The 26,130-nt window shown below is 72.1% G+C and carries 25 protein-coding genes; 15 read left to right on the forward strand and 10 right to left on the reverse strand.

The genetic code is table 11. The annotated features are described in order from the left end of the window. Positions 1–145: 145 nt before the first annotated feature. Positions 146–2,878 (forward strand): pyruvate dehydrogenase (acetyl-transferring), homodimeric type, encoded by a 2,733-nt coding sequence (aceE, locus tag ACFVXJ_RS06560; RefSeq protein WP_389659600.1) that lies wholly within the window; start codon positions 146–148, stop codon positions 2,876–2,878. Between the two features lie 127 nt (positions 2,879–3,005). Continuing rightward, entirely contained in the window at positions 3,006–3,863 is an 858-nt protein-coding gene (locus ACFVXJ_RS06565; protein ID WP_389659603.1) for a potassium channel family protein, read from the forward strand. Here the strand turns inward: ACFVXJ_RS06565 and ACFVXJ_RS06570 are convergent. Further along, positions 3,844–4,260, reverse strand: coding sequence for a peptidase inhibitor family I36 protein (locus tag ACFVXJ_RS06570; RefSeq protein ID WP_389659606.1), 417 nt, complete (start codon positions 4,258–4,260; stop codon positions 3,844–3,846). The two genes, ACFVXJ_RS06565 and ACFVXJ_RS06570, sit on opposite strands and share 20 nt — an antisense overlap. Before the next feature lie 218 nt (positions 4,261–4,478). Further along, the gene (locus ACFVXJ_RS06575) at positions 4,479–6,086 is read right to left on the reverse strand and encodes an MFS transporter (RefSeq protein WP_389659609.1); all 1,608 of its coding nucleotides are present in this window, start codon (positions 6,084–6,086) and stop codon (positions 4,479–4,481) included. Positions 6,087–6,275: 189 nt separating this feature from the next. On the opposite strand from ACFVXJ_RS06575, the gene ACFVXJ_RS06580 reads away from it, so the two are divergent. From ACFVXJ_RS06580 to ACFVXJ_RS06590, 3 genes are all read left to right on the forward strand, one after another. After that, complete coding sequence (locus ACFVXJ_RS06580) at positions 6,276–6,932, forward strand: TetR/AcrR family transcriptional regulator (protein WP_389659612.1); 657 nt, start codon at positions 6,276–6,278, stop codon at positions 6,930–6,932. A 196-nt stretch (positions 6,933–7,128) separates the two neighbouring features. Continuing rightward, a complete protein-coding gene (locus ACFVXJ_RS06585) occupies positions 7,129–8,295 on the forward strand; it encodes an alpha/beta hydrolase (protein ID WP_389660092.1) in 1,167 nt (388 codons plus the stop codon). A 76-nt stretch (positions 8,296–8,371) separates the two neighbouring features. Beyond that, positions 8,372–9,196: a DUF4429 domain-containing protein gene (locus ACFVXJ_RS06590; RefSeq protein WP_389659615.1), complete on the forward strand. Its 825-nt coding sequence runs from the start codon at positions 8,372–8,374 to the stop codon at positions 9,194–9,196. 164 nt (positions 9,197–9,360) lie between these two features. On the opposite strand, the gene ACFVXJ_RS06595 is transcribed toward ACFVXJ_RS06590, so the two are convergent. Next, complete coding sequence (locus ACFVXJ_RS06595) at positions 9,361–10,383, reverse strand: aldo/keto reductase (protein WP_389659618.1); 1,023 nt, start codon at positions 10,381–10,383, stop codon at positions 9,361–9,363. Next, on the reverse strand, positions 10,380–10,760 hold the full coding sequence (locus ACFVXJ_RS06600) for a MerR family transcriptional regulator (RefSeq protein WP_361310654.1): 381 nt from the start codon (positions 10,758–10,760) through the stop codon (positions 10,380–10,382). Before ACFVXJ_RS06600 ends, ACFVXJ_RS06595 begins: the two co-directional genes overlap by 4 nt. Positions 10,761–10,830: 70 nt before the next feature. Here ACFVXJ_RS06600 and ACFVXJ_RS06605 point away from each other — a divergent pair, with 70 nt between their 5' ends. Further along, complete coding sequence (locus ACFVXJ_RS06605) at positions 10,831–11,649, forward strand: serine hydrolase domain-containing protein (protein ID WP_389660095.1); 819 nt, start codon at positions 10,831–10,833, stop codon at positions 11,647–11,649. Between the two features lie 16 nt (positions 11,650–11,665). On the opposite strand, the gene ACFVXJ_RS06610 is transcribed toward ACFVXJ_RS06605, so the two are convergent. Further along, positions 11,666–12,322, reverse strand: coding sequence for a pirin family protein (locus ACFVXJ_RS06610; protein ID WP_389659622.1), 657 nt, complete (start codon positions 12,320–12,322; stop codon positions 11,666–11,668). Between the two features lie 116 nt (positions 12,323–12,438). Here ACFVXJ_RS06610 and ACFVXJ_RS06615 point away from each other — a divergent pair, with 116 nt between their 5' ends. From ACFVXJ_RS06615 to fabF, 5 genes are all read left to right on the forward strand, one after another. Then, the gene (locus ACFVXJ_RS06615; RefSeq protein WP_389659625.1) at positions 12,439–13,668 is read left to right on the forward strand and encodes a PucR family transcriptional regulator; all 1,230 of its coding nucleotides are present in this window, start codon (positions 12,439–12,441) and stop codon (positions 13,666–13,668) included. An 89-nt stretch (positions 13,669–13,757) separates the two neighbouring features. Continuing rightward, the gene (locus ACFVXJ_RS06620; RefSeq protein WP_389659628.1) at positions 13,758–14,675 is read left to right on the forward strand and encodes an ACP S-malonyltransferase; all 918 of its coding nucleotides are present in this window, start codon (positions 13,758–13,760) and stop codon (positions 14,673–14,675) included. Positions 14,676–14,694: 19 nt separating this feature from the next. Next, complete coding sequence (locus tag ACFVXJ_RS06625; protein ID WP_389659631.1) at positions 14,695–15,699, forward strand: ketoacyl-ACP synthase III; 1,005 nt, start codon at positions 14,695–14,697, stop codon at positions 15,697–15,699. Positions 15,700–15,754: 55 nt separating this feature from the next. Further along, entirely contained in the window at positions 15,755–16,003 is a 249-nt protein-coding gene (locus ACFVXJ_RS06630; protein ID WP_361310667.1) for an acyl carrier protein, read from the forward strand. An 81-nt stretch (positions 16,004–16,084) separates the two neighbouring features. Beyond that, positions 16,085–17,350, forward strand: coding sequence for a beta-ketoacyl-ACP synthase II (fabF, locus tag ACFVXJ_RS06635; RefSeq protein WP_389659634.1), 1,266 nt, complete (start codon positions 16,085–16,087; stop codon positions 17,348–17,350). An 80-nt stretch (positions 17,351–17,430) separates the two neighbouring features. On the opposite strand, the gene ACFVXJ_RS06640 is transcribed toward fabF, so the two are convergent. Next, positions 17,431–17,925, reverse strand: coding sequence for a DUF3145 domain-containing protein (locus ACFVXJ_RS06640; RefSeq protein ID WP_389659638.1), 495 nt, complete (start codon positions 17,923–17,925; stop codon positions 17,431–17,433). 250 nt (positions 17,926–18,175) lie between these two features. Here ACFVXJ_RS06640 and ACFVXJ_RS06645 point away from each other — a divergent pair, with 250 nt between their 5' ends. After that, positions 18,176–19,072 carry an SGNH/GDSL hydrolase family protein gene (locus ACFVXJ_RS06645; RefSeq protein ID WP_389659641.1) on the forward strand — a complete coding sequence of 299 codons (897 nt, stop codon included), beginning with the start codon at positions 18,176–18,178 and terminating at the stop codon, positions 19,070–19,072. A 79-nt stretch (positions 19,073–19,151) separates the two neighbouring features. On the opposite strand, the gene ACFVXJ_RS06650 is transcribed toward ACFVXJ_RS06645, so the two are convergent. Next, entirely contained in the window at positions 19,152–21,605 is a 2,454-nt protein-coding gene (locus ACFVXJ_RS06650) for a beta-glucosidase (protein ID WP_389659644.1), read from the reverse strand. A gap of 156 nt (positions 21,606–21,761) precedes the next feature. On the opposite strand from ACFVXJ_RS06650, the gene ACFVXJ_RS06655 reads away from it, so the two are divergent. Both ACFVXJ_RS06655 and ACFVXJ_RS06660 read left to right on the forward strand, forming a co-directional pair. Continuing rightward, entirely contained in the window at positions 21,762–22,343 is a 582-nt protein-coding gene (locus ACFVXJ_RS06655) for a TetR/AcrR family transcriptional regulator (protein WP_389659647.1), read from the forward strand. Positions 22,344–22,398: 55 nt separating this feature from the next. Beyond that, on the forward strand, positions 22,399–23,112 hold the full coding sequence (locus ACFVXJ_RS06660) for a carbon-nitrogen hydrolase family protein (protein WP_389659650.1): 714 nt from the start codon (positions 22,399–22,401) through the stop codon (positions 23,110–23,112). 52 nt (positions 23,113–23,164) lie between these two features. On the opposite strand, the gene ACFVXJ_RS06665 is transcribed toward ACFVXJ_RS06660, so the two are convergent. The 3 genes from ACFVXJ_RS06665 to ACFVXJ_RS06675 form a co-directional block, all read right to left on the reverse strand. Then, positions 23,165–24,013 (reverse strand): EI24 domain-containing protein, encoded by an 849-nt coding sequence (locus ACFVXJ_RS06665; RefSeq protein WP_389659653.1) that lies wholly within the window; start codon positions 24,011–24,013, stop codon positions 23,165–23,167. A 69-nt stretch (positions 24,014–24,082) separates the two neighbouring features. Beyond that, the gene (locus ACFVXJ_RS06670; RefSeq protein ID WP_389659656.1) at positions 24,083–24,505 is read right to left on the reverse strand and encodes an organic hydroperoxide resistance protein; all 423 of its coding nucleotides are present in this window, start codon (positions 24,503–24,505) and stop codon (positions 24,083–24,085) included. A 65-nt stretch (positions 24,506–24,570) separates the two neighbouring features. After that, positions 24,571–25,593, reverse strand: a complete 1,023-nt coding sequence (locus ACFVXJ_RS06675; protein ID WP_389659659.1) for an NADP-dependent oxidoreductase — start codon at positions 25,591–25,593, stop codon at positions 24,571–24,573. Between the two features lie 114 nt (positions 25,594–25,707). Between ACFVXJ_RS06675 and ACFVXJ_RS06680 the strand changes: the two genes are divergently transcribed. Next, the gene (locus ACFVXJ_RS06680) at positions 25,708–26,130 is read left to right on the forward strand and encodes a MarR family winged helix-turn-helix transcriptional regulator (protein ID WP_389659662.1); all 423 of its coding nucleotides are present in this window, start codon (positions 25,708–25,710) and stop codon (positions 26,128–26,130) included.

Below are 26,130 nucleotides of genomic sequence, written 5' to 3' on the forward strand. Positions count from 1 at the left end.
TCTGCCGAGCCTTGCGCCCGCTCCACCGACGTTGCCCGGACTTTCCAGGGGTTACCCAGTGGTAGAGGTGAAGATTCGGGCCGAGCGTAAGACCATGGGAGGCGGCGACCCAAGGCACGACTCCCCCCGACAGCGAAGGAACAGCGTGGCTTCCGCATCCGATCGCAATCCGATCATTATTGGCGGCCTGCCGAGCCAGGTCCCGGACTTCGATCCGGAAGAGACGCGGGAGTGGCTCGACTCCCTGGACGCGGCCGTCGACGAGCGCGGCCGTGAGCGCGCCCGTTACCTCATGCTGCGACTGATCGAGCGGGCCCGCGAGAAGCGCGTGGCCGTGCCCGAGATGCGCAGCACGGACTACGTCAACACGATCGCGACCAAGGACGAGCCCTTCTTCCCCGGCAACGAGGAGATCGAGCGCAAGGTCCTGAACGCGACCCGGTGGAACGCGGCCGTCATGGTCTCGCGCGCGCAGCGCCCGGGGATCGGGGTCGGCGGTCACATCGCGACCTTCGCCTCCTCCGCCTCCCTCTACGACGTGGGCTTCAACCACTTCTTCCGGGGCAAGGACGAGGGCGACGGCGGCGACCAGATCTTCTTCCAGGGCCACGCCTCGCCCGGCATCTACGCCCGCGCCTACCTCCTGGACCGGCTCTCCGAGCAGCAGCTCGACGCGTTCCGGCAGGAGAAGTCGAAGGCCCCGTACGGCCTGTCCAGCTACCCGCACCCGCGGTTGATGCCCGACTTCTGGGAGTTCCCGACCGTCTCGATGGGCCTCGGCCCGCTCGGTGCGATCTACCAGGCGCGGATGAACCGGTACATGGAGGCGCGCGGGATCGCGGACACCTCCAAGTCCCACGTTTGGGCGTACCTGGGTGACGGCGAGATGGACGAGCCGGAGTCGCTGGGCCAGTTGTCCATCGCGGCGCGCGAGGGTCTGGACAACCTGACGTTCGTCGTCAACTGCAACCTCCAGCGCCTCGACGGCCCGGTCCGCGGCAACGGAAAGATCATCCAGGAGCTGGAGTCGATCTTCCGGGGCGCCGGCTGGAACGTCATCAAGCTGATCTGGGACCGCTCCTGGGACCCGCTGCTGGCCCAGGACCGCGACGGCATCCTGGTCAACAAGATGAACTCCACCCCCGACGGGCAGTTCCAGACGTACGCCACCGAGTCCGGCGGGTACATCCGCGAGCACTTCTTCGGCGGTGACCAGCGGCTGCGCGCGATGGTCGAGAACATGACCGACCAGCAGATCCAGCACCTCGGGCGCGGCGGCCACGACCACAAGAAGGTCTACGCGGCCTACGCTGCGGCCAAGTCCCACAAGGGCCAGCCGACGGTGATCCTGGCCCAGACGGTCAAGGGCTGGACGCTGGGCCCGAACTTCGAGGGCCGCAACGCGACGCACCAGATGAAGAAGCTGACGGTCGACGACCTCAAGCGCTTCCGCGACCGCCTGCACATCCCGATCACGGACGCGCAGTTGGAGAGCGGCGCCCCGCCGTACTACCACCCGGGCCGCAACTCCCCCGAGATCCAGTACATGCACGACCAGCGCAACGCCCACGGCGGATACGTGCCGACGCGGGTGGTGCGCGCCAAGCCGCTCGCGCTGCCCGACGACTCGGCGTACGCGGCGGCCAAGAAGGGCTCGGGCCACCAGTCGATCGCGACGACGATGGCGTTCGTGCGCATCCTGAAGGACCTGATGCGGGACAAGGAGATCGGCAAGCGGTTCGTGCTGATCGCGCCCGACGAGTACCGCACCTTCGGTATGGACGCCTTCTTCCCGAGCGCCAAGATCTACAACCCGCTGGGGCAGCAGTACGAGGCGGTCGACCGCGAGCTGCTGCTCGCGTACAAGGAGTCGCCGACCGGCCAGATGCTGCACGACGGCATCTCCGAGGCGGGCTGCACGGCCTCGCTGATCGCGGCCGGTTCGGCGTACGCGACGCACGGCGAGCCGCTGATCCCGGTCTACGTCTTCTACTCGATGTTCGGTTTCCAGCGCACCGGTGACCAGTTCTGGCAGATGGCCGACCAGCTGGCGCGCGGTTTCGTCCTCGGCGCGACCGCCGGGCGGACCACCCTCACGGGTGAGGGCCTCCAGCACGCCGACGGTCACTCCCAGTTGCTGGCGTCGACCAACCCGGGCTGTGTGGCCTACGACCCGGCGTACGGGTACGAGATCGCGCACATCGTCAAGGACGGCCTGCGGCGCATGTACGGCCCCGAGTCGGAGGACGTCTTCTACTACCTGACCGTCTACAACGAGCCGATCCAGCACCCGGCGGAGCCGGCCGACGTCGACGTCGACGGCATCCTCAAGGGCATCCACCGGGTGTCGGCGGGCACCGAGGGCAGCGTCGGGGCGCAGATCATGGCCTCGGGCGTGGCCGTGCCGTGGGCGCTGGAGGCGCAGCGGCTGCTGGCCGCGGAGTGGAACGTGAAGGCGGACGTCTGGTCGGCGACCTCCTGGAACGAGCTGCGCCGCGAGGCCGTGGAGGTGGAGGAGCACAACCTGCTCCACCCGGAGGAGGAGCAGCGCGTCCCGTACGTGACGCGGAAGCTGTCGGGCTCCGAGGGACCGTTCGTGGCGGTCTCGGACTGGATGCGGTCGGTGCCGGACCAGATCTCGCGCTGGGTCCCCGGCCCGTACACCTCGCTCGGCGCCGACGGGTTCGGCTTCGCGGACACCCGTGGCGCGGCCCGCCGGTTCTTCCACATCGACGCGCAGTCGGTGGTGCTGGCGGTGCTGACCGAGCTGGCCAAGGCGGGTCGGATCGACCGCTCGGTGCTGAAGCAGGCGATCGACCGGTACCAGCTGCTGGACGTCACGGCGGCCGACCCGGGCGCGGCGGGCGGCGACGCGTAGCCGTCACTCTTCCGAGGGGGCGTTGGGACAGGTGTCCCAACGCCCCTTACCCTTTCTTTACCATGCTGTCAGGAAGGAACCCTCCCGCCAGGCCCGGTGGGAGCGGCGGAGCCAGACCCCGCTGCTCGTGCTCGCCGTGGCGTTCGCCGTCGCGTACGCGGTGCCGATCGTGGCGCCGGACGCGAGTCCCGCGGTGCACCGGGCGTGCACGCACGCCGAGTGGGTGGTGTGGGCCGCGTTCGCCGCCGACTACCTGGTCCGGCTGACCCTCTCGCCGTCGCGCAAGGCGTTCGTCCGGGGTCACTGGCTGGACCTGGCGGCGGTGCTGGTGCCGATGATCCAGCCGCTGCGGCTGCTCCGGCTGGTGTCGACGCTGTTGCTGGTGGGCCGGCGGGCCCGGATGGCGCCGCAGATCCGGCTGACGACGTACGTGGCGGGGGCGGTGGTGGGGCTGCTGATGTTCGGCTCGCTGGCCGTGCTCAGCGTGGAGCGGGACGCGCCCGGCGGGAACATCAAGAGCCTCGGGGACGCCCTGTGGTGGTCGGTGACCACCATGACCACGGTCGGGTACGGGGACCACTCCCCCACCACCGGGCTGGGACGGCTGCTGGCGGTCGGGCTGATGCTGTCGGGGATCGCGCTGCTGGGTGTGGTCACCGCCAACATCGCCGCCTGGTTCATCTCCCGGTTCGAGCGCGACGACCAGGTGGAGCGGGCCCAGACGGCCGCGATCGCCGAACTGGCGCGAGAGGTACGGGCGCTGCGCGCCGAGGTCGCCCGGCTGGGCGGCGCGGCGCGACCGGCGCCGGAGCCGGGGTCGGGGCGGCAGCCGGAACCAGGGTCGGAGCCGGGATCGGGTGGCGCCCCGGCGCGGGAGGACCGCGCCGGGGCAACGGACGGGGCGGTGGCCGGGGCGGTCGACGGCGTCGAGCCGGCGGACGACCGCCCCGTGTCGGCGGCGCCCGTCAGCGCTCCCACACCTTGAACGCGCGTACCTGGTACGGCGACTGCGGCAGCCAGACGCCGTCGCCCGGGTAGGTCTGGAACTCGCCCGTCTCCTGGCACTCCGCCGACTGGTACGTGGTCACCGGGCGGCCGGTCCGGTTGGTGAGGGCCTGGGCGCTGGTCCCGGCGGGCAGGGCGGTGCAGCTGTTGATGTCGAGGGTGCTGAGTTCGTAGGTGTGCCGGGTGCCCTTGAAGTCCGGCTTCGCCCACAGGCAGAGCTGCCCGGTGGCACAGGCGCCGAGCGTCGGTGGCCCGGCGGCGTGGGCGGGGCCCGCGGTGCCCGGGACGAGGGCGGCCGCGGCCAGGGCGACGGCGGCGAGGAAGGTGGTGGGGCGCGCGGGGAAGGCGCCGGGACGCGCGGGGAAACTCGTACGCATGACGGGTCAACTCCTGGTGGACGGCGGGCCCCGGACCGTTTCCGGAAGCTCCGACGACCCCACGCTGACCTGCGGTGACGCGGCTGCGGAAGGGGCTGCGACCGGGTCCACCCGGATAGGCGACAGCCCCGCCGGAACCGTCCGGCGGGGCTGTCGTACGCACGGGGTTGACGCCGGCGGCGCCCGAACGGCGGGCGGCCGGCGGGCCGGCTGCGGGCTCAGACGTGGGCCGCGCCCGCTCCCGCGGCGGCGTTCGCGCCGCGCTTGGTGAAGCCGGCCACGACCGCCGCGAGCACCGCGACCACGCCCGCGACCGTGAAGGCGGCGCTCATACCGGAGACGAACGTGTCGTGCGCGACGGTGGTGATCGCCTGCTTGACCTGCTCCGGGACGCCCGGCGGGACGGGCGCGATGCCGACCTGCACCCCCTTCTCCGCGAGGTCGAGCTGCTCGGGACCGAGCGGCGGCAACCCCGCGGCCCGCCAGTTGTCGCCGAACGAGTCACGGACGGTGCCCGCCATGACGGCGCCGAGAACGGCGGTGCCCAGGCTGCCGCCGACCTGCATGGCGGCCTGCTGGAGGCCACCGGCCACCCCGGACAGCTCCAGCGGGGCGTTGCCGACGATGACCTCGGTGGCGCCGACCATGACGGGGGCGAGGCCGAGGCCGAGGAGGGCGAACCAGAGCGACATGACGAGGGTGCCGGTGCCCGGCGTCAGTCGGGCCATCCCGAAGCAGGCCACCGCGGTGGCGACCATGCCGGCGACGAGCGGGACCCGCGGCCCGATCTTGGTGATCGCGGCGCCCGCCAGTGGCGATCCGATGATCATCATGCCGGTGAGCGGCAGCAGGTGCAGGCCGCTGTCGACGGGCCTCATGCCGTGGACGTTCTGGAGGTAGAAGGTGACGAAGAACAGGCCGCCCATGAACGCGAAGGCCATCAACACCATCAGGACGGTGCCGGCGGACAGTGGCAGCGAACGGAACATCCCGAGCGGGATGAGCGGTTCGGCGACCCGGCTCTCCCAGAGGGTGAAGAGCCCGAAGCAGACGACCGAGGCGCCGAGGAAGACCAGGGTCTTGGTGTCGCCCCAACCCCACTCGGCGGCCTTGATCAGGGCCCAGATCAGGGAGAACATCGCGCCCGACAGCAGCAGGACGCCCAGCAGGTCGAAGGAGCGCGGGGCGTTCTCGGCCCGGTGGTCGAGCAGGATGAACAGGCCGAAGCCGAGCGCGACGACGCCGACCGGCACGTTGACGAAGAAGACGGACTGCCAGCTCACGTGCTCGACGAGCAGGCCGCCGACGATCGGCCCGGCGGCGGTCGAGGCGCCGATGACCATGCCCCAGATGCCGATGGCCATGTTCAGCTTCTCGGCGGGGAAGGTGGCGCGCAGCAGGCCGAGCGCGGCGGGCATCAGCAACGCGCCGAAGAGACCCTGGGCCACGCGGGCGCCGATGACGAGTTCGACACCGCTGGACAGGCCGATGACGGCCGAGGAGAGCGCGAAGCCGGCGATGCCGATGAGGAACGTCTGCCGGTGGCCGAAGCGGTCGCCGAGCTTGCCGGCGGTGATGAGGGAGACGGCCAGGGCCAGCAGATAGCCGTTGGTGATCCACTGCACCTCGGCGAGGGTGGCGCCGAGGTCCTTCTGGATGGCGGGGTTGGCGACCGCGACGATCGTGCCGTCCAGGGTCACCATCATGACGCCGATCGCGACGGCGAAGAGGGTGAGCCACGGATGGCCGCGCAGGCCTGAACCCGACGGCGCCGGGCCGGACTTCTCCAGGTTCACCCGGCCGTTGGCGGTGATCTGACTAGTCATGCGAACAGGCTAGTGACAGCGACTGACACTTCACAAACGGCTTAACAGGACAGTCGCTGTCAGGTGGGTCACAGGTACCCTGACCGCTCACTCAGCGTCAGAGCGGGCCGACGGCACAGGCCGTCCGCCCGCGCGTCGCCTTCGGCATCGGATCGGGCCGACGGCAGCACACCGGAAGGGGACCCCGCGGTGACGACCGAGCACCGGCCCGCGCCGGCCGTCCCGACGGCCGGCCTGCGCGAACGCAAGAAGCGGCGCACCCGGGACGCGCTGCTGCGCGCGGCCCTCCTGCTGTTCCTCTCCCAGGGGTACGACAAGACGACGGTCGACGAGATCACCGACGTCGTGCAGGTCTCCCAGCGCACCTTCTTCCGCTACTTCGCCAACAAGGAAGAGGTCGCCTTCGCCGTCCAGGACCTGGTCGAATCGCACTTCGTGGCGGCCCTGCGGGCCCGACCGGCCGCCGAGGGCCCGCTGACGGCCATGCGGAACGCGGTGCTCGTCGCCTGGGACACCGTCGACGAGGCGATCTCCGACGTGGTGCCCGTCGACCTCTACATGCGCGGCTACCAGCTCATCGAGTCAACGCCGGCGCTGCTCGCCGTGCACCTGCGGCGCTCGACCGAGCTGGAGGAGCGCATCTCCCGGCTCGTCGCCGACCGCGAGGGCCTGGACGTGGACGCGGACCCGCGGCCACGGGTGGCGGTGGCCGCCTTCTCCGGCGTCATGCGGGTCACGGGGCGGCTGTGGGGGCAGGGTCAGGACACCAGTGTGGCGGCGATCCGGCGGATGACCGAGGCGTACCTCGACCAGATCGGCCCGGCGCTGGCCGCGGACTGGCGCTGAGCGACCGCGCCCATGGGGCGTACGTGCGGCGCCCGGGGCAGTAGCCGAGCGTGACGGCCCGAGCGACTGTGACACGGTCGGCGGTGAGACCCGTCACCCGGAGTGCCAGGTACTCCAGCGGTCTCCTAGGCTGGTTGCAGTGAAACTGCCCGGCTCCGTCCACCACACCGCCGGCGCCACAGCGCCCCCCGCCGCAATGCGCACCCTGCTCGCGCTCGCGGTCGTCCTCGTCATGCTGGTGATCACCGGCTGGACCTCGGTGCACCGGCCCGAGGCGGGCATCTCCCCCCGGGCCGCCGCCCTCTCCGCCTGGTCCCTGGCCCGGATCGACGGGCGGGCCCTGCCCTCCGCCGACGCCCCCGCCGCCGCGGTCTCGCGCTTCTTCGCCGGGCTCGACGGAGCCCAGCGGGCCCGGCTCGCGGACGGCTACCCGCTCGTCGTCGGAAACCTCGACGGGGTGCCCGCCGCCACCCGCTACCGGGCCAACCTGCACTCCCTGGAACAGGCCCGCCGGGTGGAGGAGGCCCGCAGCCGGGACGTGGCGCTGACCCCGGCCGACCGCGCCACCGCGCTCCGGCGCGCCCATCGCCTGGAATCGCTGGCCGACCCGGCGCGGCAGATCCTCCTCTTCGACCCCACCGGCGACGGGCTCGTCGCGGAGGTCTTCGGCGACCTGGACCAGGCCCGCCGGGTGTCGGTGATCGTGCCCGGCGTCGACACCGACCTGCTCACCTTCGAGCGGACCCAGCGCCGCCTGACCGCGCCGTCGGGCATGGCGCGCTCCCTGTACGAGGCCGAACACGCGAGCGCGCCGGACAGCAGTACCGCGGTCATCGCCTGGGCCGGGTACACCGCGCCCACCGGCGTCGGCATGGACGCCGCCACCGGAAAGCTGGCCGTGGAGGGTTCCGTTCGGCTGCGGGCGCTGACCACCGCACTGCCCGGGCGCTCCAGCGTGGCCCTGATCTGCCACAGCTACGGGTCGGTCGTGTGCGGGGTCGCCGCGCACGAGCTGCCGTCGCGGGTGACCGACGTGGTGGTGGCCGGCAGCCCCGGGATGCGCGTGTCCAACGCCGCCGAGCTGCACACGGCGGCCCGGGTGTGGGCGATGCGGGACTCCGGGGACTGGATCGCCGACGTTCCGCACCTGGAACTGGGCGGCCTCGGGCACGGGGCGGACCCGGTGTCGCCGGACTTCGGCGCGCGGCTGCTGTCCTCGGCGGGCGCCCGCAGCCACACCGGCTATTTCGAGCCAGGGACCGCCTCGCTGGACAACTTCGCGAAGATCGGAACCGGCGCGTTCGGTTCCGTTGTGTGCGTGACCGGGGACGACACGTGCCGACAGGGAGTTTCGGGGGACTGACGGGCCTTCGGGCCCCACAGAACCGTCTCTGCGGCGAGGGGGACGAGCGGGGGCACGTCCCTTTACCATGAGCCGCATGGGGGACGTACTGGCCGGAAACCATGCTGTCTGGGAGTTCGACTCCGACTCGGTGACCATCCGTTTCGCGCGGGGGCTGCGGACGCCGCGACTCTGGCACGCCCTCAGGGAGCGCCGGATCCCGCTGGAGGCGCTGTCGGAGATCAGTCTGACGGGGGGCAAACGGGACTCGGTGGTGCTGCGTGCCGTGCCCCGGCCCGGGGCGGACCCGCTGATGGAGGCCGCCGCAGGCCAGCTCAAGGAGAGCCTTGACCCGTACCGGGTGGTGCTGCCCGGCGAGTCGGCCCCGAAGGCCGCGGCGCTGGCGGACGAGGTACGCGATCGGCTCGGACCCGCGACGGCGGCGGAGCGCTTCCTGGTCGCCGTCCCCGAGGCGGGCGCGCCCCTCAAGGCGTACGACGCGCGGGTCGGGTTCGACGGGACGGCCGTCACCTTCCACTGGTCGCGTACCGGGGCCAGCAGCACCAAGTGGAAGGCGGGCGACCAGCGGTATCGGTTGGGGGATGTGACGGGGGTGGTGTGGCGCTCCCCCGAGGGGCCGGAGGGCCACCTGCGGCTGCTGTTGCGGGACGCCGCGACGGGTGAGGTCCGGCCGGACCACGACCTGGCGGCGGCCGTGTTCGGGGTGGGGTACGGAGCGGTGCACGAGTCGCTGCCGTTCGCGGCGGCCGTGCTGGCGGCGGTGCGGGGGCGGCGGATGCCGGTGACGGCCGCCGGGCCGAGGGCCGCCGGCGGGGACCGGCTCCATCACCTGGGCGAGCTGCACAGCGCGGGGCTGCTCACGGACGCGGAGTATTCGGCGCTGCGGGACCGGCTGGCGTAGCCGTACCCCGCCGGGGTCGGCCGGGCTGCCGCGCCGGGCTCCGTGGGGCCGCGCCCCACCCCCCGCGCCCGGACTCCGCCCAAGCCGGGCCGGACCGGGGGCCCGCGCCGCGGACCCGGGCAAGGGCTGCAATGGCCCGGCCCCGCCGGCGGGGCCGGCACCCCCTAGCCCTCGCGGGCCGCCGAGGTGGAGGACATGTCCGGGTAGCGGTCGCCCGTGACCTGGGCGGCGATCGGCTCCAGCAGTGCCAGTTCCGCATCCGTCAGGGTGATCCGCGTCGCCCCCGTGTTCTCCGCCAGCCGCCCGGGCTTGCGGGTGCCGGGGATCGGTACCACCGACAGCCCGTGCACCGCCGACCGCTGCTGCACCCACGCCAGCGCGATCTGCGCCGGCGTCGCCCCGTGCGCGGCGGCGATCTCCCGCACCGGGGCCAACAGCGCCGCGTTCGCCTTCGCGTTGTCGCCCGTGAACCGCGGCTGGTACTTGCGGAAGTCGCCCTCCGACAGGTCCGCCGCCGCGTCCGCGAACGCGCCCGTCAGGAACCCGCGCCCCAGCGGGGAGTACGGCACGAACGCCACGCCCAGCTCCGCCGCCGCGCCGACCGCGCTGCGCTCCACGTCCCGGCTGAACAGCGACCACTCCGACTGGAGGGCCGCGATCGGGTGCACCGCGTGCGCCTCGCGCAGCTCCGCCCCCGTGACCTCGCTGAGGCCCAGGTGGCGCACCTTGCCCTCGCGCACGAGTTCGGCCATCGCGCCCACCGACTCGGCGAACGGCACGGCCGGGTCGCGCCGGTGCATGTAGTACAGGTCGATCACGTCGGTGCCCAGCCGCCGCAGGCTGCCCTCGACCGCCTGCCGGATGTAGGCCGGGTCGTTGCGGATGCCGCGGTACTGCGGGTCGTCGCTGCGCTCTATGCCGAACTTCGTCGCGAGGGTGATCTCGTCCCGGTGCGCGGCGACGAACGGTGCGAGGAACTCCTCGTTCGCCCCGCGCCCGTACACGTCCGCCGTGTCGAAGAGGGTGACCCCGGCGGCCAGGGCCGCGTCCAGGGTCTGTCGGGCCGCCGTCTCGTCCGTGTCCCCGTAGAACTCGCTCATGCCCATGCAGCCGAGACCCTGGACACCGACCAGGGGGCCACCCTTGCCGAGTTCGACCCGCTCGATCTTCTTCGTGCTCTCCGTCATTGCCGTACAGCCTTCCCCGCGTAGTGATCGATCTTGTAGTCCAGTACGGCGAGCGCGTCCTTCATCTCCGAGAGCCGCGCCCGCACCTCTCGGCGGGTCCGTTCCAGCAGCTCCCGCCGCTGGTCGACGGTGTGCTCCCCCTCGCGGACCAGTTCCGCGTAGCGCACCATGTCCGCCACCGACATCCCGGTGGTGCGCAGCTTCCCGACGAAGGCCAGCCAGTCGAGGTCCTTGTCGGTGAACCTGCGCTGTCCCGAGTGGGAGCGGTCCACGTGCGGCATCAAGCCGATCCGTTCGTACCAGCGCAAGGTGTGCTGGGTCAGACCGGTCCGTGCCTCGACTTCGCTGATCGTGTACCGCGTCTGCGTCAGGCTCATGGCGACCACGCTAAATCCTTGGAGTGCACTCCAAGCAAGTAGGCTCGGGCGCATGGAGAGCCCGGAGACCTTGCAGACCCTGCGGACCATCGAGAGCTGGCCGGCGGCGACGGCCGCGGCGGCCGTCGTGCGCGCCGACGGGAGCCTCGCCGGCGCCCACGGGCCCGTGGACCACCGCTTCCCGCTGGCCTCGGTCACCAAGCCGCTCACCGCGTACGCCGCCCTCGTCGCGTACGAGGAAGGCGCGGTCGAACTGGACGAGCCGGCCGGACCGGAGGGTTCCACGGTCCGTCACCTGCTGGCCCACACCAGCGGGCTGGCGTTCGACGAGCACCGGGTGATGGGTCCGCCCGGGCAGCGCCGGTTGTACTCCAACGCGGGTTTCGAGGTGCTCGGCGACCACATCGCCAAGGCCACCGGCATCCCCTTCGCCGAGTACCTGCACCAGGCCGTCTTCGAGCCGCTGGGCATGGCGTCGAGCACGCTGGAGGGCTCCCCCGCCAAGGACGGCGTGTCGACCGTCTCCGACCTGGTGCGCTTCGCCGCCGAACTCCAGGCGCCCCGACTGCTGGACGTGCGCACGGTCGCCGAGGCCACATCCGTCGTGCACCCGGGGCTCAAGGGCGTCCTGCCGGGTTACGGGCACCAGTCCCCCAACGACTGGGGGCTCGGCCTGGAGATCCGCGACGGCAAGTCCCCGCACTGGACGGGCACCACCTCCTCGCCGCGCACCTTCGGGCACTTCGGCCAGTCCGGCACCTTCCTGTGGGTGGACCCGGACGCGCGCGCCGCGTGCGTGGCGCTGACCGACCGCGCCTTCGGCCCGTGGGCCGTGGAGGCGTGGACCCCGTTCACCGACGCGGTCCTCGCCGAACTCCGCGGGCGGTAGCCGCCTCCGGCGAGGCTCAGGGGAGTTCGAAGACCAGCAGTTCGCCCGGGGAGCCGGCGACGATGGACAGGCCAGGCTCGTCGGTGATCCGTGCCGAGTCGCCCGGGCCGAGTTCCTCGCCGTCCAGGCGCAGGTCGCCGCGGACCACGTGCAGGTAGACCCGGGGCGCGGTCGGTACGGTGATCCGTTCGCCCGCGCCGGGCCGCCGCACGCGCAGGACCGCCCCGGCCGCGGGGATCTCGTAGGGCTCCCCGTCCGCGAGACCCGGCACGAGCCGGTACGAGGGTTCGCCGCCCGCCGTGAGCGGGGCGAGCCAGGTCTGGACGAAGCGCAGCGGCGCGGGGCCGTCGTTGCGCTCGATGTGCCGCGCGCCCGACCCGGAGGCGAAGTGCTGTACGTCGCCGGCGCGGACCAGGCCGGTGTGGCCGGTGGTGCTGTCCTTGTGGGTGAGTTCGCCCTCCACCACCCAGGTGACGATCTCGGTCTGGCTGTGCGGGTGCTCGTCGAACCCGGAGCCGGGCCGCAGCAGCTCCTCGTTGCAAGCCAGGACGGGTCCGAAGCGGATGTTGTCCGGGTCGTAGAAGGACCCGAACGAGAAGGCGTGCCGGGTGGTGATCCCAGCGGCCGGGTTCCCGCCCTCGTACCGGTCCGCGGCACGGCGTACATCAATCATGGTGGCCACCGTAGACCCCCGGGGCGGGTGCTTCCGGGACGGCTCCGGCGGGCGGCCGGGAGGGTCGGTCCCGGACCCGGCTCCGCGCCGGGGCGCCGATAAGGCAGTCTTGTCCCGTGCCCCAACCCGAACGTGAGCATTCCCCCGAGACCGGCCCGGCGCGTCCCGCGCACGCCGCGCAACCCGCGCATCCGCATCCCGCGACGCTGCGCCGGCTGGAGAAGTCCGCCGGTCGGCTCTCCGCGAACGCGATCGCGCGCATGGACGAGACCCTGCCGTGGTACCGGGCGATGCCGCCGGAGAACCGGTCGTGGATCGGCCTGGTCGCCCAGGCGGGCATCGCCGCGTTCACCGAGTGGTTCCGGCACCCGGAGACCCCGCAGGCGATCTCCACGGACGTGTTCGGGACGGCTCCGCGGGAGCTGACGCGGGCGATCACGCTGCGGCAGACGGTGGAGATGGTCCGTACCACGATCGAGGTCATGGAGACCGCGATCGACGAGGTGGCGGCCCCGGGTGACGAGTCGGTGCTGCGCGAGGCGCTGCTGGTGTACGCGCGGGAGATCGCCTTCGCGACCGCCCAGGTGTACGCGCAGGCGGCGGAGGCGCGCGGGGCGTGGGACGCCCGCCTGGAGTCCCTCGTCGTCAACGCGGTGTTGTCGGGCGAGGCGGACGAGGGCGCGTTGTCGAGGGCGGCGGCGCTCGGTTGGAATTCGCCGGAGCACGTGTGTGTCGTCCTGGGCACGGCCCCCGACGGGGACAGCGAGCTGACGGTCGAGGCGATCCGGCGCGCGGCCCGCCACCACAAGCTCCAGGTGCTGACGGGTGTGCTGGGCGATCGTCTCGTGGTCATCGCGGGCGGCAGCGACAACCCGTTGCAGGTGGCGAAGTCGCTGATCGGGCCGTTCGCGGCCGGCCCGGTGGTGGCCGGCCCGGTGGTTCCCGACCTGTTGAACGCGACGAAGTCGGCGCAGGCCGCGGCGGCCGGTCTGAAGGCGTGCACGGCCTGGCAGGACGCCCCGCGTCCGGTGCTCGCGGACGATCTCCTTCCGGAGCGCGCGATCGCGGCTGATCCCTCGGCGCGGGAGCAGCTGGTGGAGGAGATCTACAGACCGCTGGAGGAGGCGGGCTCGGCGCTGCTGGAGACGTTGAGCGTCTATCTGGAGCAGGCGAGCAGTCTGGAAGGGGCGGCGCGGATGTTGTTCGTCCACCCCAACACGGTGCGCTACCGGCTCCGACGTGTGACCGACGTCACCGGCTGGTCGCCCTCGGATGTCCGTTCCGCGTTCACGCTCCGGATCGCCCTGATCCTGGGGCGTCTGGCCGACGGCGATCTCCAGTCCTAGACTTTTGTCGGACATCAACAATTACCCCGACGGTTCTTCGTCCCTGTCCCCACGGGCGGCGCGGGCCGGATACAAGAGAGAGTGTGAGGGTGCTCGTACTCGTCGCTCCAGGCCAAGGCGCTCAGACGCCCGGCTTCCTGACTCCCTGGCTCGAACTCCCCGGCGCCGCCGAGCGCGTCTCGGGGTGGTCCGACGCTCTCGGGCTCGACCTCGCCCACTACGGCACGAAGGCCGACGCCGACGAGATCCGTGACACGGCCGTGGCCCAGCCGCTGCTGGTCGCCGCGGGTCTGCTGTCCGCTTCGGCGCTGGGTTCCCCCGCCGCTTTCGGCGCGGTCGCCGGTCACAGCGTCGGCGAGATCACCGCCGCCGCGTACGCCGGTGTGCTGAGCGAGGCCGACGCGCTGTCGCTCGTCCGGACCCGGGGCCTGGCCATGGCGGAGGCCGCGGCCGTCACCCCGACGGGCATGGCCGCGGTGCTCGGCGGTGACCGCGACGTGGTCGTGGCGCACCTGGAGAAGCTGGGGCTCACTCCGGCCAACATCAACGGCGCGGGCCAGATCGTGGCGGCCGGCACCCTGGAGCAGATCGCCGCTCTGGAGGCCGACAAGCCCGAAGGCTCCATGAAGGTCGTCGCCCTCAAGGTCGCGGGCGCCTTCCACACGCATCACATGGCACCGGCGGTCGCCACCCTGGAGAAGGCCGCCCAGGCCCTCGCCCCGGCGGACCCGGCGCTGACGTACGTGTCGAACAAGGACGGCGGGGTCGTCACCTCGGGCGCCGATGTCGTCGCCCGCCTGGTCGGCCAGGTCGCCCATCCGGTCCGCTGGGACCTGTGTATGGAGACGTTCGCCGAGCTGGGTGTCACCGGGATCATCGAGCTGTGCCCGGGCGGGACCCTGACGGGTCTGGCCAAGCGCGCGCTCAAGGGCGTTCCGAACGTGGCCCTGAAGACCCCGGACGATCTCCAGAAGGCCGCGGCGCTGATCGCCGAGCACGCGGCCTGAGAGAAGGAGCCCCCTCAGCATGTCGAAGATCAAGCCTGCCAAGGGCTCCCCGTACGCCCGCATCCTCGGTGTCGGCGGTTACCGCCCGACCCGTGTGGTGCCCAACGAGGTCATCCTGGAGACGATCGACTCGTCCGACGAGTGGATCCGCTCGCGCTCCGGCATCGCGACCCGGCACTGGGCCTCGCCCCAGGAGACGGTCGCCGCGATGTCGGTGGAGGCGTCGGGCAAGGCGCTGGCCGATGCCGGCGTCTCGCCGGAGCAGATCGGCGCGGTGATCGTCTCCACGGTCTCGCACTTCAAGCAGACGCCGGCCGTCGCGACGGAGATCGCGCACCGGATCGGGGCGGTCAAGCCGGCCGCGTTCGACATCTCCGCGGGTTGCGCCGGGTTCGGTTACGGCCTGACGCTCGCCAAGGGCATGGTGGTCGAGGGATCGGCGCAGTACGTCCTGGTCATCGGCGTCGAGCGGCTGTCGGACCTGACCGACCTGGAGGACCGCGCGACGGCCTTCCTGTTCGGTGACGGCGCCGGCGCGGTGGTCGTCGGCCCTTCGGACGAGCCGGCCATCGGCCCCACGGTGTGGGGTTCGGAGGGCGACAAGTCCGAGACCATCAAGCAGACCGTGCCGTGGGACGAATACCTCGGCAAGGGCGGCGGCGAGAAGTTCCCGGCCATCACCCAGGAGGGCCAGGCGGTCTTCCGCTGGGCCGTCTTCGAGATGGCCAAGGTGGCCCAGCAGGCGCTCGACGCGGCCGGGATCACCGCCGATGACCTGGACGTCTTCATTCCGCACCAGGCCAATATGCGGATCATCGACTCGATGGTGAAGACTCTCAAGCTGCCGGACCACGTCACGGTCGCCCGTGACGTGGAAACCACCGGCAACACGTCGGCCGCCTCGATTCCGCTCGCTATGGAGCGGCTCCTGGCGACCGGAGCGGCGAAGAGCGGCGACACCGCGCTCGTCATCGGCTTCGGGGCGGGGCTCGTCTACGCCGCGACGGTCGTTACCCTCCCCTAGGGCCGGGATCGTTTTTCCCTCCCTGATCATCAATTAGCTAGCGAAGGAGCGCCTCATGGCCGCCACCCAGGAAGAGATCGTCGAGGGTCTCGCCGAGATCGTCAACGAGATCGCCGGTATCCCGACCGAGGACGTCCAGGTCGACAAGTCCTTCACCGACGACCTGGATGTCGACTCCCTGTCCATGGTCGAGGTCGTCGTCGCCGCCGAAGAGCGCTTCGACGTCAAGATCCCGGACGAGGACGTCAAGAACCTCAAGACGGTCGGCGACGCCGCGGACTACATCCTGAAGAACCAGGCCTAAGAGCCTGCCGAGCGTTTGTCGCCACCCCGCGGTGGCGCCGTGACAATTCAGCACCCCCTGAGACGTGGAGAAAGAATTCCTGTGAGCCCGACCAATCGCACCGTGGTCGTCACCGGTATCGGCGCAACCACTCCGCTGGGTGGCGACAGCGCTTCGACCTGGGAAGGTCTGCTTGCCGGCCGTTCCGGCGTCAAGCCCCTGGAGGGCGAACGTTTCGCCGAACTCCCGGTCCGCATCGCCGCTCAGGCCGCCGTGGACCCGAGTGAGGTCCTGCCCAAGCCGCTGGCCCGCAAGCTGGACCGGTCGGCGCAGTTCGCGCTGATCGCGGCCCGTGAGGCCTGGGCCGACGCGGGCTACACCGCCCCGGCCGGCGAGGACGACTCGATCGTCCCCGAGCGACTGGGCACCGTGATCGCCTCCGGCATCGGCGGCGTCACCACCCTGCTCGACCAGTACGACGTACTGAAGGAAAAGGGTGTGCGCCGGGTCTCGCCGCACACCGTCCCCATGCTGATGCCGAACGGCCCGTCCGCCAACGTGGGCCTGGAGGTCAACGCCCGCGCCGGTGTGCACACGCCGGTCAGTGCCTGCGCGTCGGGCGCCGAGGCCATCGGCTACGCCGTCGAGATGATCCGTACCGGTCGCGCCGACGTGGTCGTCGCCGGCGGCACCGAGGCGGCGATCCACCCGCTGCCGATCGCCGCGTTCGCCAACATGATGGCGATGTCCAAGAACAACGAGAACCCCACCGAGGCGTCCCGCCCCTACGACAAGGCCCGTGACGGCTTCGTCCTCGGCGAGGGCGCGGGCGTCGTGGTCCTGGAGTCCGCCGAGCACGCCGCCGCGCGCGGCGCCCGGGTCTACTGCGAGGTGCTGGGCCAGGGCCTGTCCGCGGACAGCCACCACATCGCGCAGCCGGAGCCCACGGGCCGCGGCGTCGCGGCCGCGGTGCGCAACCTGCTGGACAACACGGGTCTCGACCCGGCCGAGCTGGTGCACCTGAACGCGCACGCCACGTCCACCCCGCAGGGTGACACGGCCGAGCTGAAGGCGCTGCGCCAGGTCCTCGGCGACGACCTCGACCACATCGCGATCTCGGCGACGAAGTCGATGACCGGCCACCTGCTGGGTGGTGCGGGCGGCATCGAGACGGTCGCGACGGTACTGGCCCTGTACCACCGCATCGCACCGCCGACGATCAACGTCGACGAGCTGGACGACGACATCGACGCGGACATCGTGCGCGGCGAGCCGCGCAAGCTGCCGGTGGACGGTCCGATCTCGGCGATCAACAACTCGTTCGGCTTCGGCGGCCACAACGTGACGCTGGCGTTCCGTACGGTCTGACGCGCCGACCCCGAAGACCGCGAAAGGCCCGCCCGGGTGACCGGGCGGGCCTTTCGCGTGGGCCGGGCCGCGTGGCGGGCTCAGACCACCTGGTGGAGCCAGCGGACCGGGGCGCCCTCGCCCGCGTAGCGGAAGGGCTCCAGCTCGTCGTCCCAGGGCTTGCCGAGCAGCGTGGAGATCTCCGTCTCCAGGTCGCTCTCGCCGCTCGCGGACCGGGCGAGGGCGGCGCGCAGCCGGTCCTCGGGGATCAGGATGTCGCCGTGCAGGCCGGTGACGGCGTGGAAGATGCCGAGTTCCGGGGTGCAGCTGTAGCGCTCGCCCTCGGCGGTCGGGCAGGGCTCGGCCGTCACCTCGAAGCGCAGCAGGTGCCAGCCGCGCAGCGCGGAGGCGAGCTTCGAGGCGGTACCCGCCTCGGCCTGCCAGGAGAATTCGGATCTCCAGGTTCCGGGGGAGGCGGGCTGCCTGATCCAGTCGAGGTTCACCCGCACCCCCAGCACCCCCGCAACAGCCCATTCCACGTGCGGGCAGAGCGCGCGCGGTGCGGAATGCACGTACAGAACTCCACGTGTCGTCACCGGGACCTCCAGTGTGGGACGAGGTCGGGAATAAACTCCAGAAAACGGACAGTATGTGACGAGATGTAATGTAACGGAAATGATCTGACATTGCGTCGCGGGACCTGCGGCCGAAACGCCACGGGAAAAAGCTACCGTGCGCCAGGGGTCCTGGTGTGACGTACGGTCGCTCAGAACCCCGTGAACACAGAGCATTCACTCAGCAGGACGCCCCCGCGGGACGGGGGACGACGAGGGAGGGACCACCCCGATGGGCACCACCGCTCCGCGCCGACGCACCCGCCGGACCCTCGCGGCGGCGGTCGCGACGGCCGCCCTGCTGGCAGGGGCGGTGACGGCCTGCGATTCCGGCGGGCCGGGGACCGAGGGCGGTCGCGGGGCGCAGGCCGGGCCCCGCTGGAACACCGCCCCGAAGTCGATCGCCGCCGTGGGTGACTCCATCACCCGTGGGTTCGACGCCTGTTCGGTACTGGCGGACTGCCCCGAGGTCTCGTGGGCCACCGGCGCGGACCCCGAGGTCGACTCCCTCGCCACCCGACTGCTCGGCCCCTCCGACGCGCCCGCGCACAGCTGGAACTACGCGGTGACCGGCTCCCGGATGGCGGACCTGGCGGGCCAGCTCACCTCCGCGGCCGCCCACAAGCCCGACCTGGTCACGGTGATGGTCGGCTCGAACGACGCCTGCCGGCCCACCATTTCCTCGATGACCTCGGTGGCCGCCTTCAAGACCAACTTCGAGAAGGCCCTCGCCGAGCTCAGGGCTGCCTCTCCCGCGACCCAGGTGTACGTGTCCTCCGTGCCGGACCTGCAGCGGCTGTGGGAGCAGGGCAAGGACGCCCCGATGGTGCGGCAGGTCTGGAAGCTCGGCATCTGCCAGTCGATGCTGGCCGAGCCGCTGGCGTCGACGCGGGAGGCGACGGCCCGGCGCGAACGGGTCCGGGCGCGCGTGGTCGAGTACAACGAGGTGCTGCGCACCGTCTGCTCGAAGGACCCGCTGTGCCGCTACGACGGCGGTGCCGTGTTCCAGTACCCCTTCGGCACGGACCAGTTGAGCCGCTGGGACTGGTTCCACCCGGGCAAGGCGGGCCAGGCCCGGCTCGCGGAACTCGCCCACCGACAGGTGACGGCGCCGGCGCCGCCGCGCTGAACTCCCCCACCGCCTGCAGAGGACCGGTGGCGGCCGTCAGGGGCCTCCACCGGTCCGGTTCAGGGGTGATTTCCGGCCATTACGCCTGGAGCGTGGCCGTCAACCGCGTGTCGCCGTGCGCGTGGCTCACGCGGACCTCGTACGCGCCGCCGATCCGCCGCCAGGACCCGGCCGCCTCGTCCCAGATCTCGAAGGCCCGCTCGGGCAGGGCGATCTCCGCCTCGACGCTCTCGCCCGCGCCCGCCGCGACCGACGCGAAGCCCGCCAACCGGCTCACCGGGCGCTCCGCGGGGTCGGCGAGCGGGGCCAGGTAGACCTGGACGACCTCCCGGCCCGGCCGGGAGCCGGTGTTGGTCAGTCGCACCCGCGCCACCGACCCGGTGACCTCCAGCGACTCGTACGCCCATTCGGTGTAACCGAGACCGTGCCCGAACGGATAGGCGGGGGCCACCCCCCGGGCCTCGTACGCCCGGTGCCCGATCAGGAGGCCCTCACGGTACTCCAGCCGCCCCGCCGCGGGGACGACCTCCGTGACGGGGGCGTCGGCGATCTCGGCGGGCCAGGTGGTGGGCAGTCGGCCGCCGGGCTCGGCCGCGCCGAGGAGTACGTCGGCCAGCGCGGCGCCGCCCTCCTGTCCGGGGAACCAGGTCAGCAGCACGGCGGCCACCTGCTCGCGCCAGGGCAGCTCCACCGGGGAACCGGCGTTGACGACGACCACGGTGTTCGGGTTCACGGCGGCGACGGCCCGCACCAGGTCGTCCTGGCGCCCGGGCAGCCGCAGGTCCTTGCGGTCGAAGCCCTCGGACTCGACGCGCTCGGTGGTGGCGACGACGACCACGGCGGTGTCCGCGGCCCGGGCGGCCGCCACCGCCTCCGCGATCAGCTCGTCCGCGTCCCGCCGGGGCCCGAGGTGGAGCAGCGAGAACATGATGGCCTTGAGCGGCAGGGCGCTCACGTCGGGGACCTGGAAGGTCAGGGACACCTCGACGGGCTCGCCCTCGGTCAGGGTCACGCGGGCGCGTTCGCTGGGGGCGCCGAAGAACGCCTCGAAGGGGTCGGCCTCGTCGCCCATCGACTGGACGCCCTCCCAGAGCGGGCGCCCGTCCACCGCGAGGGCGAAGGCGCCCAGGCCCCGGGTGCCGAAGGCGTGCTCGCCGCTCTCGCGCGGCACGAACGTGCCCGTGACCTCGATGGTCGCCATCGTCTCGTACGCGGCGCCGGCGGGCAGGTCCGCGCCGATCCACTGGACCTGGCCGGACGGCAGGCTGCCTTCGCCGAGGACGGCGCCGGCCGCGTCGCGGCAGATCGCGCGGAGTTCGAAGCCCTGGTCGGCGGGGACGAGCTCCTCGCTGGGGTCGGCGCCGACGCTGAAGGTGAGCGACCCGGCGGGGAGCGTGGCCGCCAAGCCGTCGAGCGGGGAGACGACCCGCTCGGGGAAGACCGTCGCGGAGCCGCCGCCGAGGACCCGGGCGTCGCGGGCGGCGGCGCCGATCAGGGCCACCGTGCGACCGCCGGAGGTGTCGAGCGGCAGGGCGCGCCGCCCCTCGGCCACCACCTGGTTGCGGACCAGGACGAAGCCGCGGACGGCGACCTCCCGGGCCAGGGCCGCGCCGTCGATCCCGGCCGGGGGGTCGGTGACGACGGCGGGCGCGCCTTCCAGCGCCCCGACCCGGGCGGCGAGCCGCAGGACGTTGCGCACGGCGCCGTCCACCGCCTCCCGCGGGACCTCCCCGGCGCGGACCGCTTCGGCGAGGGCGGCCCCGTACACGGTCTGCGGGCCGGGCATGGCCACGTCCAGGCCGCCCAGGATGGCGCCGGCCGTGGAGCGGGCGGCCATCCAGTCGGAGACGTTGCAGCCGTCGAAGCCCCACTCGGCGCGCAGCACGTCTTTGACGAGGTGCCGGTGCTCGGTCATGGTCGTGCCGTTGACCCGGTTGTAGGCGGTCATGACGCCCCAGGGGCGGGCGTTCTTGACGATGGCCTCGAAGGGCGCCAGGTACAGCTCGCGCAGCGGGCGCGGTGCGATGACGTTGTCCACGGTGAACCGGTCGGTCTCGGCGTCGTTGCCGACGAAGTGCTTGACGGTGGTGCCGACGCCGCCGTCCTGAACGCCGCTGACGTAGCCCGAGCCGATGGCGCCGGTGAGGTACGGGTCCTCGGAGTAGCACTCGAAGTGCCGGCCGCCGAGCGGGGACCGGTGCAGGTTGACGGTCGGCGCCAGCAGGACGTGGACGCCCTTGCGGCGTGCCTCCTGGGCGAGGAGCCGGCCGACGCGGCGGGCGAGCGCGGGGTCCCAGGAGGCGGCGAGCGCGGTCGGGGAGGGCAGCGCCACGGACGGGTCGTCGGCGGTCCAGCGGACGCCGCGGACGCCGATGGGGCCGTCGGACATGACCAGGGAGGCCAGCCCGATCTCGGGGAGGGCGGGCAGGGACCACATGTCCCGGCCCGACAGCAGCCGGGCCTTCGTGTCGAGGTCCAGCTTGTCGAGCGCGGCCGCTACGGCGTCTTCGCGGGCCTGATCGGCATCGGTCACGGCCGTGCCTCCTCGTCTGGGATGCGTGCGGTGTGCGGTGCGGTGCGCCCATCCTGATGCCGACACCTGTTGAACGGTAGGTCTTGTTATGTTTTTGTGATACTCGCATACCGTACGGTCCTGCTGGCAGGTGCGAACGGAAGGGGAGCCGGGGCGATGGTCAGGGCGAGGAGCGAGGAGCGGCGCGGCGAGATCGTGCGCGCCGCGGTCGAGGTGATCGCGGAGCGCGGTTACCGGGGCGCGTCCCTGGGCGCGGTCGCCGAACGCGTCGGCCTGACCCAACAGGGGCTGCTGCACTACTTCCCCACCAAGGAGGCCCTGCTGGTCGCGGTGCTGGAGGAACGCGACCGCTGGGACACCGGCGGTGGCTCGCGCGCCTCCGCGGACACCTGGCGGCTCGACCTGCTGGCGTCCCTCGTCGACTACAACGCGATGCGCCCCGGCATCGTGCAGACCTTCTCGGCGCTGCTGGGCGAGAGCGTCACCGACGGGCACCCGGCCCGGGAGTTCTTCACCGACCGCTACGCGCAGGTGCGCGCCGAGATGGCCGCGGTGCTGCGCGCGGAGTTCGGCGACCGCCTCCCCTCCGGCCTCACCCCCGAGGAGGCGGCCCCGCTGCTGACCGCGGTGATGGACGGGCTCCAGTACCAGTGGCTCCTCGCCCCGCAGTCGGTGGACATGCCGGCCGCCTTCCGCTCCTTCCTGACCCTGCTCCGCGGCCCGGACGCGACCCCTTAGCGCAGGGGGACGGGCCCCCGTCCGGGACCCGGCGGCGGCCGGCATCCTGAAGCCCATGAAGATCGCGGCAGCCCAGCTCACCTGTGTCCCGGCCGACGTCACGGCCAATGTCGCCGCGGCCGTCGCACTCGCCGCCGCCGCGCGGGAGCAGGGCGCCGGACTCGTGGTGTTCCCCGAACTCACCCTGACCGGCTACGAAATGGACGCGCTGGCGTCCGACCCGGGCCTGTGGCTGACGGACGCCGAGGACCCCCGACTGGACCCGCTGCGCTCCACCGGTATCGCCACCGCCGTCAACGTCGCCCTGCGCACGACCGGGCCGCGCCCCGTCCTCGCCACGCTGGTCCACGACGCGACCGGCGCGCACGTGACGACGTACGCGAAGCAGCACCTCTACCGGCACGAGCACGACGTCTTCGCGGCCGGCGCCGCCGACGGCCGCTTCACCCTCGGCGGCATCCGCTTCTGCCTCGGCGTCTGCTACGACAACCACTTCCCGGACCTGCCCGCGCGCGGCGCGGCCGACGGCTGCCGGGTGCACCTGGCGAGCTCCCTCTACGGGACGGGCGACGGCATCCGGGAGCGGGCCACCGTCTACCCCGGGATCGCCCGTGATCACGGCCTGTACGTGGTGCTGGCCAACCACGTCGGCCCGGCCGGCCCGTGGACCGGCTGCGGCGGCGCCGCCGTATGGGCGCCGGACGGCACGCTCCTGGCCGAGGCGGACGACCGCACGCCCTCCGTGGTGACGGCCGCCGTCGAGGTCTGAGCAGAGCCGTCCGACCGGAGGCATCCGGGCAGCGCCGTCCGAGCGCGGCGTTCTACCAGGGCTTCGGCGGACCGAACTCCCCGACCGGGACGGTCCGCGCCCCGCGTTCCGCGCCCTCGCCGGCATCCTCGGCATCCGCTGCGGCGGTGTCCTCGGCGGCGCCGTCCGCCCCCACCAGGTGCCGCGCCATCAGGGTCGCCCCCGCCACGGCGCCCGGCATCAGGAACACCGCCACCAGCGGCACCAGGAACGCCAGCACCAGCGGCACCCCGAACCCGAGCGCCAGCGCCCGCCGCCCCCGCAGCAGCGTCAACTGCTCGTCGAGGTCGACCCGGCGCCGCTGGAGGGCGACGGAGGTCAGCTCCTGGGTGAGGAAGTAGCCGGACACGCAGAAGCCGATCACCGGCACCACCGTCTGCCCGATCACCGGGACGAACCCGAGGGCGAACAGCAGGACCCCGTACAGCGCCACCCGCAGCAGCAGCCGCACGCTGTCCCGGCCCGAGATCCACAGGTCCCGCCACAGGCCGCGCCCCGACTCGGGCACCTCGCCGCCCTCGGTCCGGTCGACCTGCTCGGACAGGGACTCGTAGAACGGCTGACCGATCAGCAGGGTCACGGCAGTGAAGGTGATCACCGCGAGGAAGAGTCCGAGGGCGAACACCAGGGCCGTCAGGAAGCCCCGGAACAGCCCGAGCCAGGGCGCGGACCAGTCGTCGGCGAAGGGCGTCGCCCAGGCCGTCATGTCGTCGGCGCCGTACCCGAGCCCGACCAGCGCGCCCGCGTACAGCACGAGCGAGACCAGCCCCGGCAGCAGGCCGAAGCCGAGCCACCGGCCGTTGCCGAACACCCATCGCTGTCCGGCGAGCAGGTACCGGAAGCCCCCCACAAGATCACCCATGCGGCCCAGTTTACGGCGAAGGCCGCACCCCCCAGGGGGGTGCGGCCTTCGCTTCGGCGCGGTGCGGGATCAGACGGCCAGCTCGACCGTGATGTTGCCGCGGGTGGCCTTGGAGTACGGGCAGACCTGGTGGGCCTTCTCGATGAGGTCCTTGGCGGTGGCGGCATCCACGTTCGGGATGACGGCCGAGATCTTGACGATCAGGCCGAAACCGTCGTCGTTCTTGCCGATGCCGACCTCGGCGGTGACGGTGGAGCCGGAGATGTCGGCGTTCTCGTTCTTCGCGACGACCCCGAGGGCGCCCTGGAAGCAGGCGCTGTAACCGGCGGCGAACAGCTGCTCCGGGTTGGTACCGGCGCCGCTGCCGCCGAGCTCCTTCGGCGGGTTCACGACGACGTCGAGCTTGCCGTCGTTGGTGGCGACGCGACCGTCACGGCCGTTCTCGGCGGTGGCCACGGCGGTGTACGCGACGTCGGACTGCGTGATGGACATGAAAGTGGATCCTCCATAGGAATCGCCGTGACTCGCGCCCACGATCACGACGGTGTGGAGTGAGCCTAACGGGTGAAGGAAACGATCATCTTTCCGGTGTTCTCGCCGCGCAGCATTCCGAGGAAGGCGTCGGCCGCGTTCTCGACGCCCTCGACGACCGTCTCGTCGTAGCGCAGCTCACCCGAGCGCAGCCAGCCGGCCACGTCCTGGACGAACCGGTCCTGGATGCCGGCGTGGTCGCTGACGAGGATGCCCTGGAGGCGCAGCCGCTTGCCGATGACCTGCACGAGGTTGCGCGGGCCGGCCGCCGGCTCGGTGTCGTTGTACTGGGCGATCGCCCCGCACAGGGTGGCCCGGCCGTGCACGTTCAGGGAGGAGATGGCGGCTTCGAGGTGGTCGCCGCCGACGTTGTCGAAGTAGACGTCGATGCCCTCGGGAGCGGCGTCCTTGAGCTGCTCGGCGACGGGGCCGTTCTTGTAGTTGAAGGCGGCGTCGAAGCCGTACTTCTCCGTGAGGAGCGTCACCTTCTCGTCCGAGCCGGCCGAGCCGATCACCCGGGACGCGCCCTTGATCTTCGCGAACTGGCCGACGAGGCTGCCGACCGCGCCGGCGGCGCCGGAGACGAACACGGCGTCTCCCTCCTTGAAGGAGGCGACCTCGAAGAGACCCGCGTAGGCGGTCAGGCCCGGCATGCCGAGCACGCCCAGGTAGGCGGAGAGCGGGGCGAGCGAGCCGTCGACCTTGGTGGCGTGCTTGGCGTCCAGCTCGGCGTACTCGCGCCAGCCCAGCCCGTGCAGGACGTGGTCGCCCACCGCGAAGCCCTCGGCGGCGGAGGCGACGACCTCGCCGACCGCGCCGCCGTCCATCGGCCGGTCCAGCTGGAACGGCGGTACGTAGGACTTCACGTCGTTCATCCGGCCGCGCATGTACGGGTCGACGGACATGTGGAGGTTGCGCACCAGGATCCGGCCCGGGGCGGGCTCGGCGTTCACCGGGACCTCGCGCAGGGCGAAGTCCTCGGCGACGGGCCAGCCCTGCGGGCGGCGGACGAGGTGCCACTCGCGGCTCACGGCGGGGATCTGGGACATGGTGTGCTCCTGAGGCATGGGGAAAACGGAACCCGGCGGCGAAATACTTCACTACCTGAAACAACCATGCTCCTGGATATTTCATGTTGTCAAGTAAATGGGTACGCTGGTTCCATGCCCAGTCGTCGCACAGACCCCCTGACCCTTGAGGTCGTCGAACTCATCGGCGACGTCGTGGCCCGCTACCACCAGGAGTACGAGCACGCGGCCGCGGGCCACCAGCTCACCGGCGCCCAGGCCCGCGTCCTGAACCTGCTGTCCCTGGAACCGATGCCCATGCGCCGGATCGCGCAGAAGCTCAAGTGCGAGCCCTCGAACATCACCGGCATCGTGGACCGGCTGGAGTCGCGTGGTCTGGTCGAACGCCGGCCGGACCCGGCGGACCGTCGGGTGAAGCTGGCCGCCCCGACCGAGGAGGGCCTGCAGACCGCCGACCGGCTCCGCGAGTCGCTCGACTTCGCGCGCGAACCGCTGGCCGGCCTCTCCGACGCCGAGCGGGGGACACTGCGGGACCTGCTCAGGCGCATGCTGGGCTGA

The sequence above is a fragment of the Streptomyces sp. NPDC058279 genome (assembly GCF_042881255.1).
Classification (GTDB): domain Bacteria; phylum Actinomycetota; class Actinomycetes; order Streptomycetales; family Streptomycetaceae; genus Streptomyces.

Excerpts from the sequence above, each read along its gene's own strand:
- ACFVXJ_RS06665 (WP_389659653.1), bottom strand. The coding sequence starts at position 24,013 with ATGGGTGATCTTGTGGGGGGCTTCCGGTACCTGCTCGCCGGACAGCGA.
- ACFVXJ_RS06645 (WP_389659641.1), top strand. The coding sequence starts at position 18,176 with ATGGGCACCACCGCTCCGCGCCGACGCACCCGCCGGACCCTCGCGGCG.
- ACFVXJ_RS06590 (WP_389659615.1), top strand. The coding sequence starts at position 8,372 with ATGGGGGACGTACTGGCCGGAAACCATGCTGTCTGGGAGTTCGACTCC.
- ACFVXJ_RS06670 (WP_389659656.1), bottom strand. The coding sequence starts at position 24,505 with ATGTCCATCACGCAGTCCGACGTCGCGTACACCGCCGTGGCCACCGCC.
- ACFVXJ_RS06610 (WP_389659622.1), bottom strand. The coding sequence starts at position 12,322 with ATGATTGATGTACGCCGTGCCGCGGACCGGTACGAGGGCGGGAACCCG.
- ACFVXJ_RS06585 (WP_389660092.1), top strand. The coding sequence starts at position 7,129 with ATGCGCACCCTGCTCGCGCTCGCGGTCGTCCTCGTCATGCTGGTGATC.
- ACFVXJ_RS06575 (WP_389659609.1), bottom strand. The coding sequence starts at position 6,086 with ATGACTAGTCAGATCACCGCCAACGGCCGGGTGAACCTGGAGAAGTCC.
- ACFVXJ_RS06675 (WP_389659659.1), bottom strand. The coding sequence starts at position 25,593 with ATGTCCCAGATCCCCGCCGTGAGCCGCGAGTGGCACCTCGTCCGCCGC.
- ACFVXJ_RS06660 (WP_389659650.1), top strand. The coding sequence starts at position 22,399 with ATGAAGATCGCGGCAGCCCAGCTCACCTGTGTCCCGGCCGACGTCACG.
- ACFVXJ_RS06570 (WP_389659606.1), bottom strand. The coding sequence starts at position 4,260 with ATGCGTACGAGTTTCCCCGCGCGTCCCGGCGCCTTCCCCGCGCGCCCC.
- ACFVXJ_RS06595 (WP_389659618.1), bottom strand. The coding sequence starts at position 10,383 with ATGACGGAGAGCACGAAGAAGATCGAGCGGGTCGAACTCGGCAAGGGT.
- ACFVXJ_RS06625 (WP_389659631.1), top strand. The coding sequence starts at position 14,695 with ATGTCGAAGATCAAGCCTGCCAAGGGCTCCCCGTACGCCCGCATCCTC.
- ACFVXJ_RS06630 (WP_361310667.1), top strand. The coding sequence starts at position 15,755 with ATGGCCGCCACCCAGGAAGAGATCGTCGAGGGTCTCGCCGAGATCGTC.
- ACFVXJ_RS06600 (WP_361310654.1), bottom strand. The coding sequence starts at position 10,760 with ATGAGCCTGACGCAGACGCGGTACACGATCAGCGAAGTCGAGGCACGG.
- ACFVXJ_RS06655 (WP_389659647.1), top strand. The coding sequence starts at position 21,762 with ATGGTCAGGGCGAGGAGCGAGGAGCGGCGCGGCGAGATCGTGCGCGCC.
- ACFVXJ_RS06680 (WP_389659662.1), top strand. The coding sequence starts at position 25,708 with ATGCCCAGTCGTCGCACAGACCCCCTGACCCTTGAGGTCGTCGAACTC.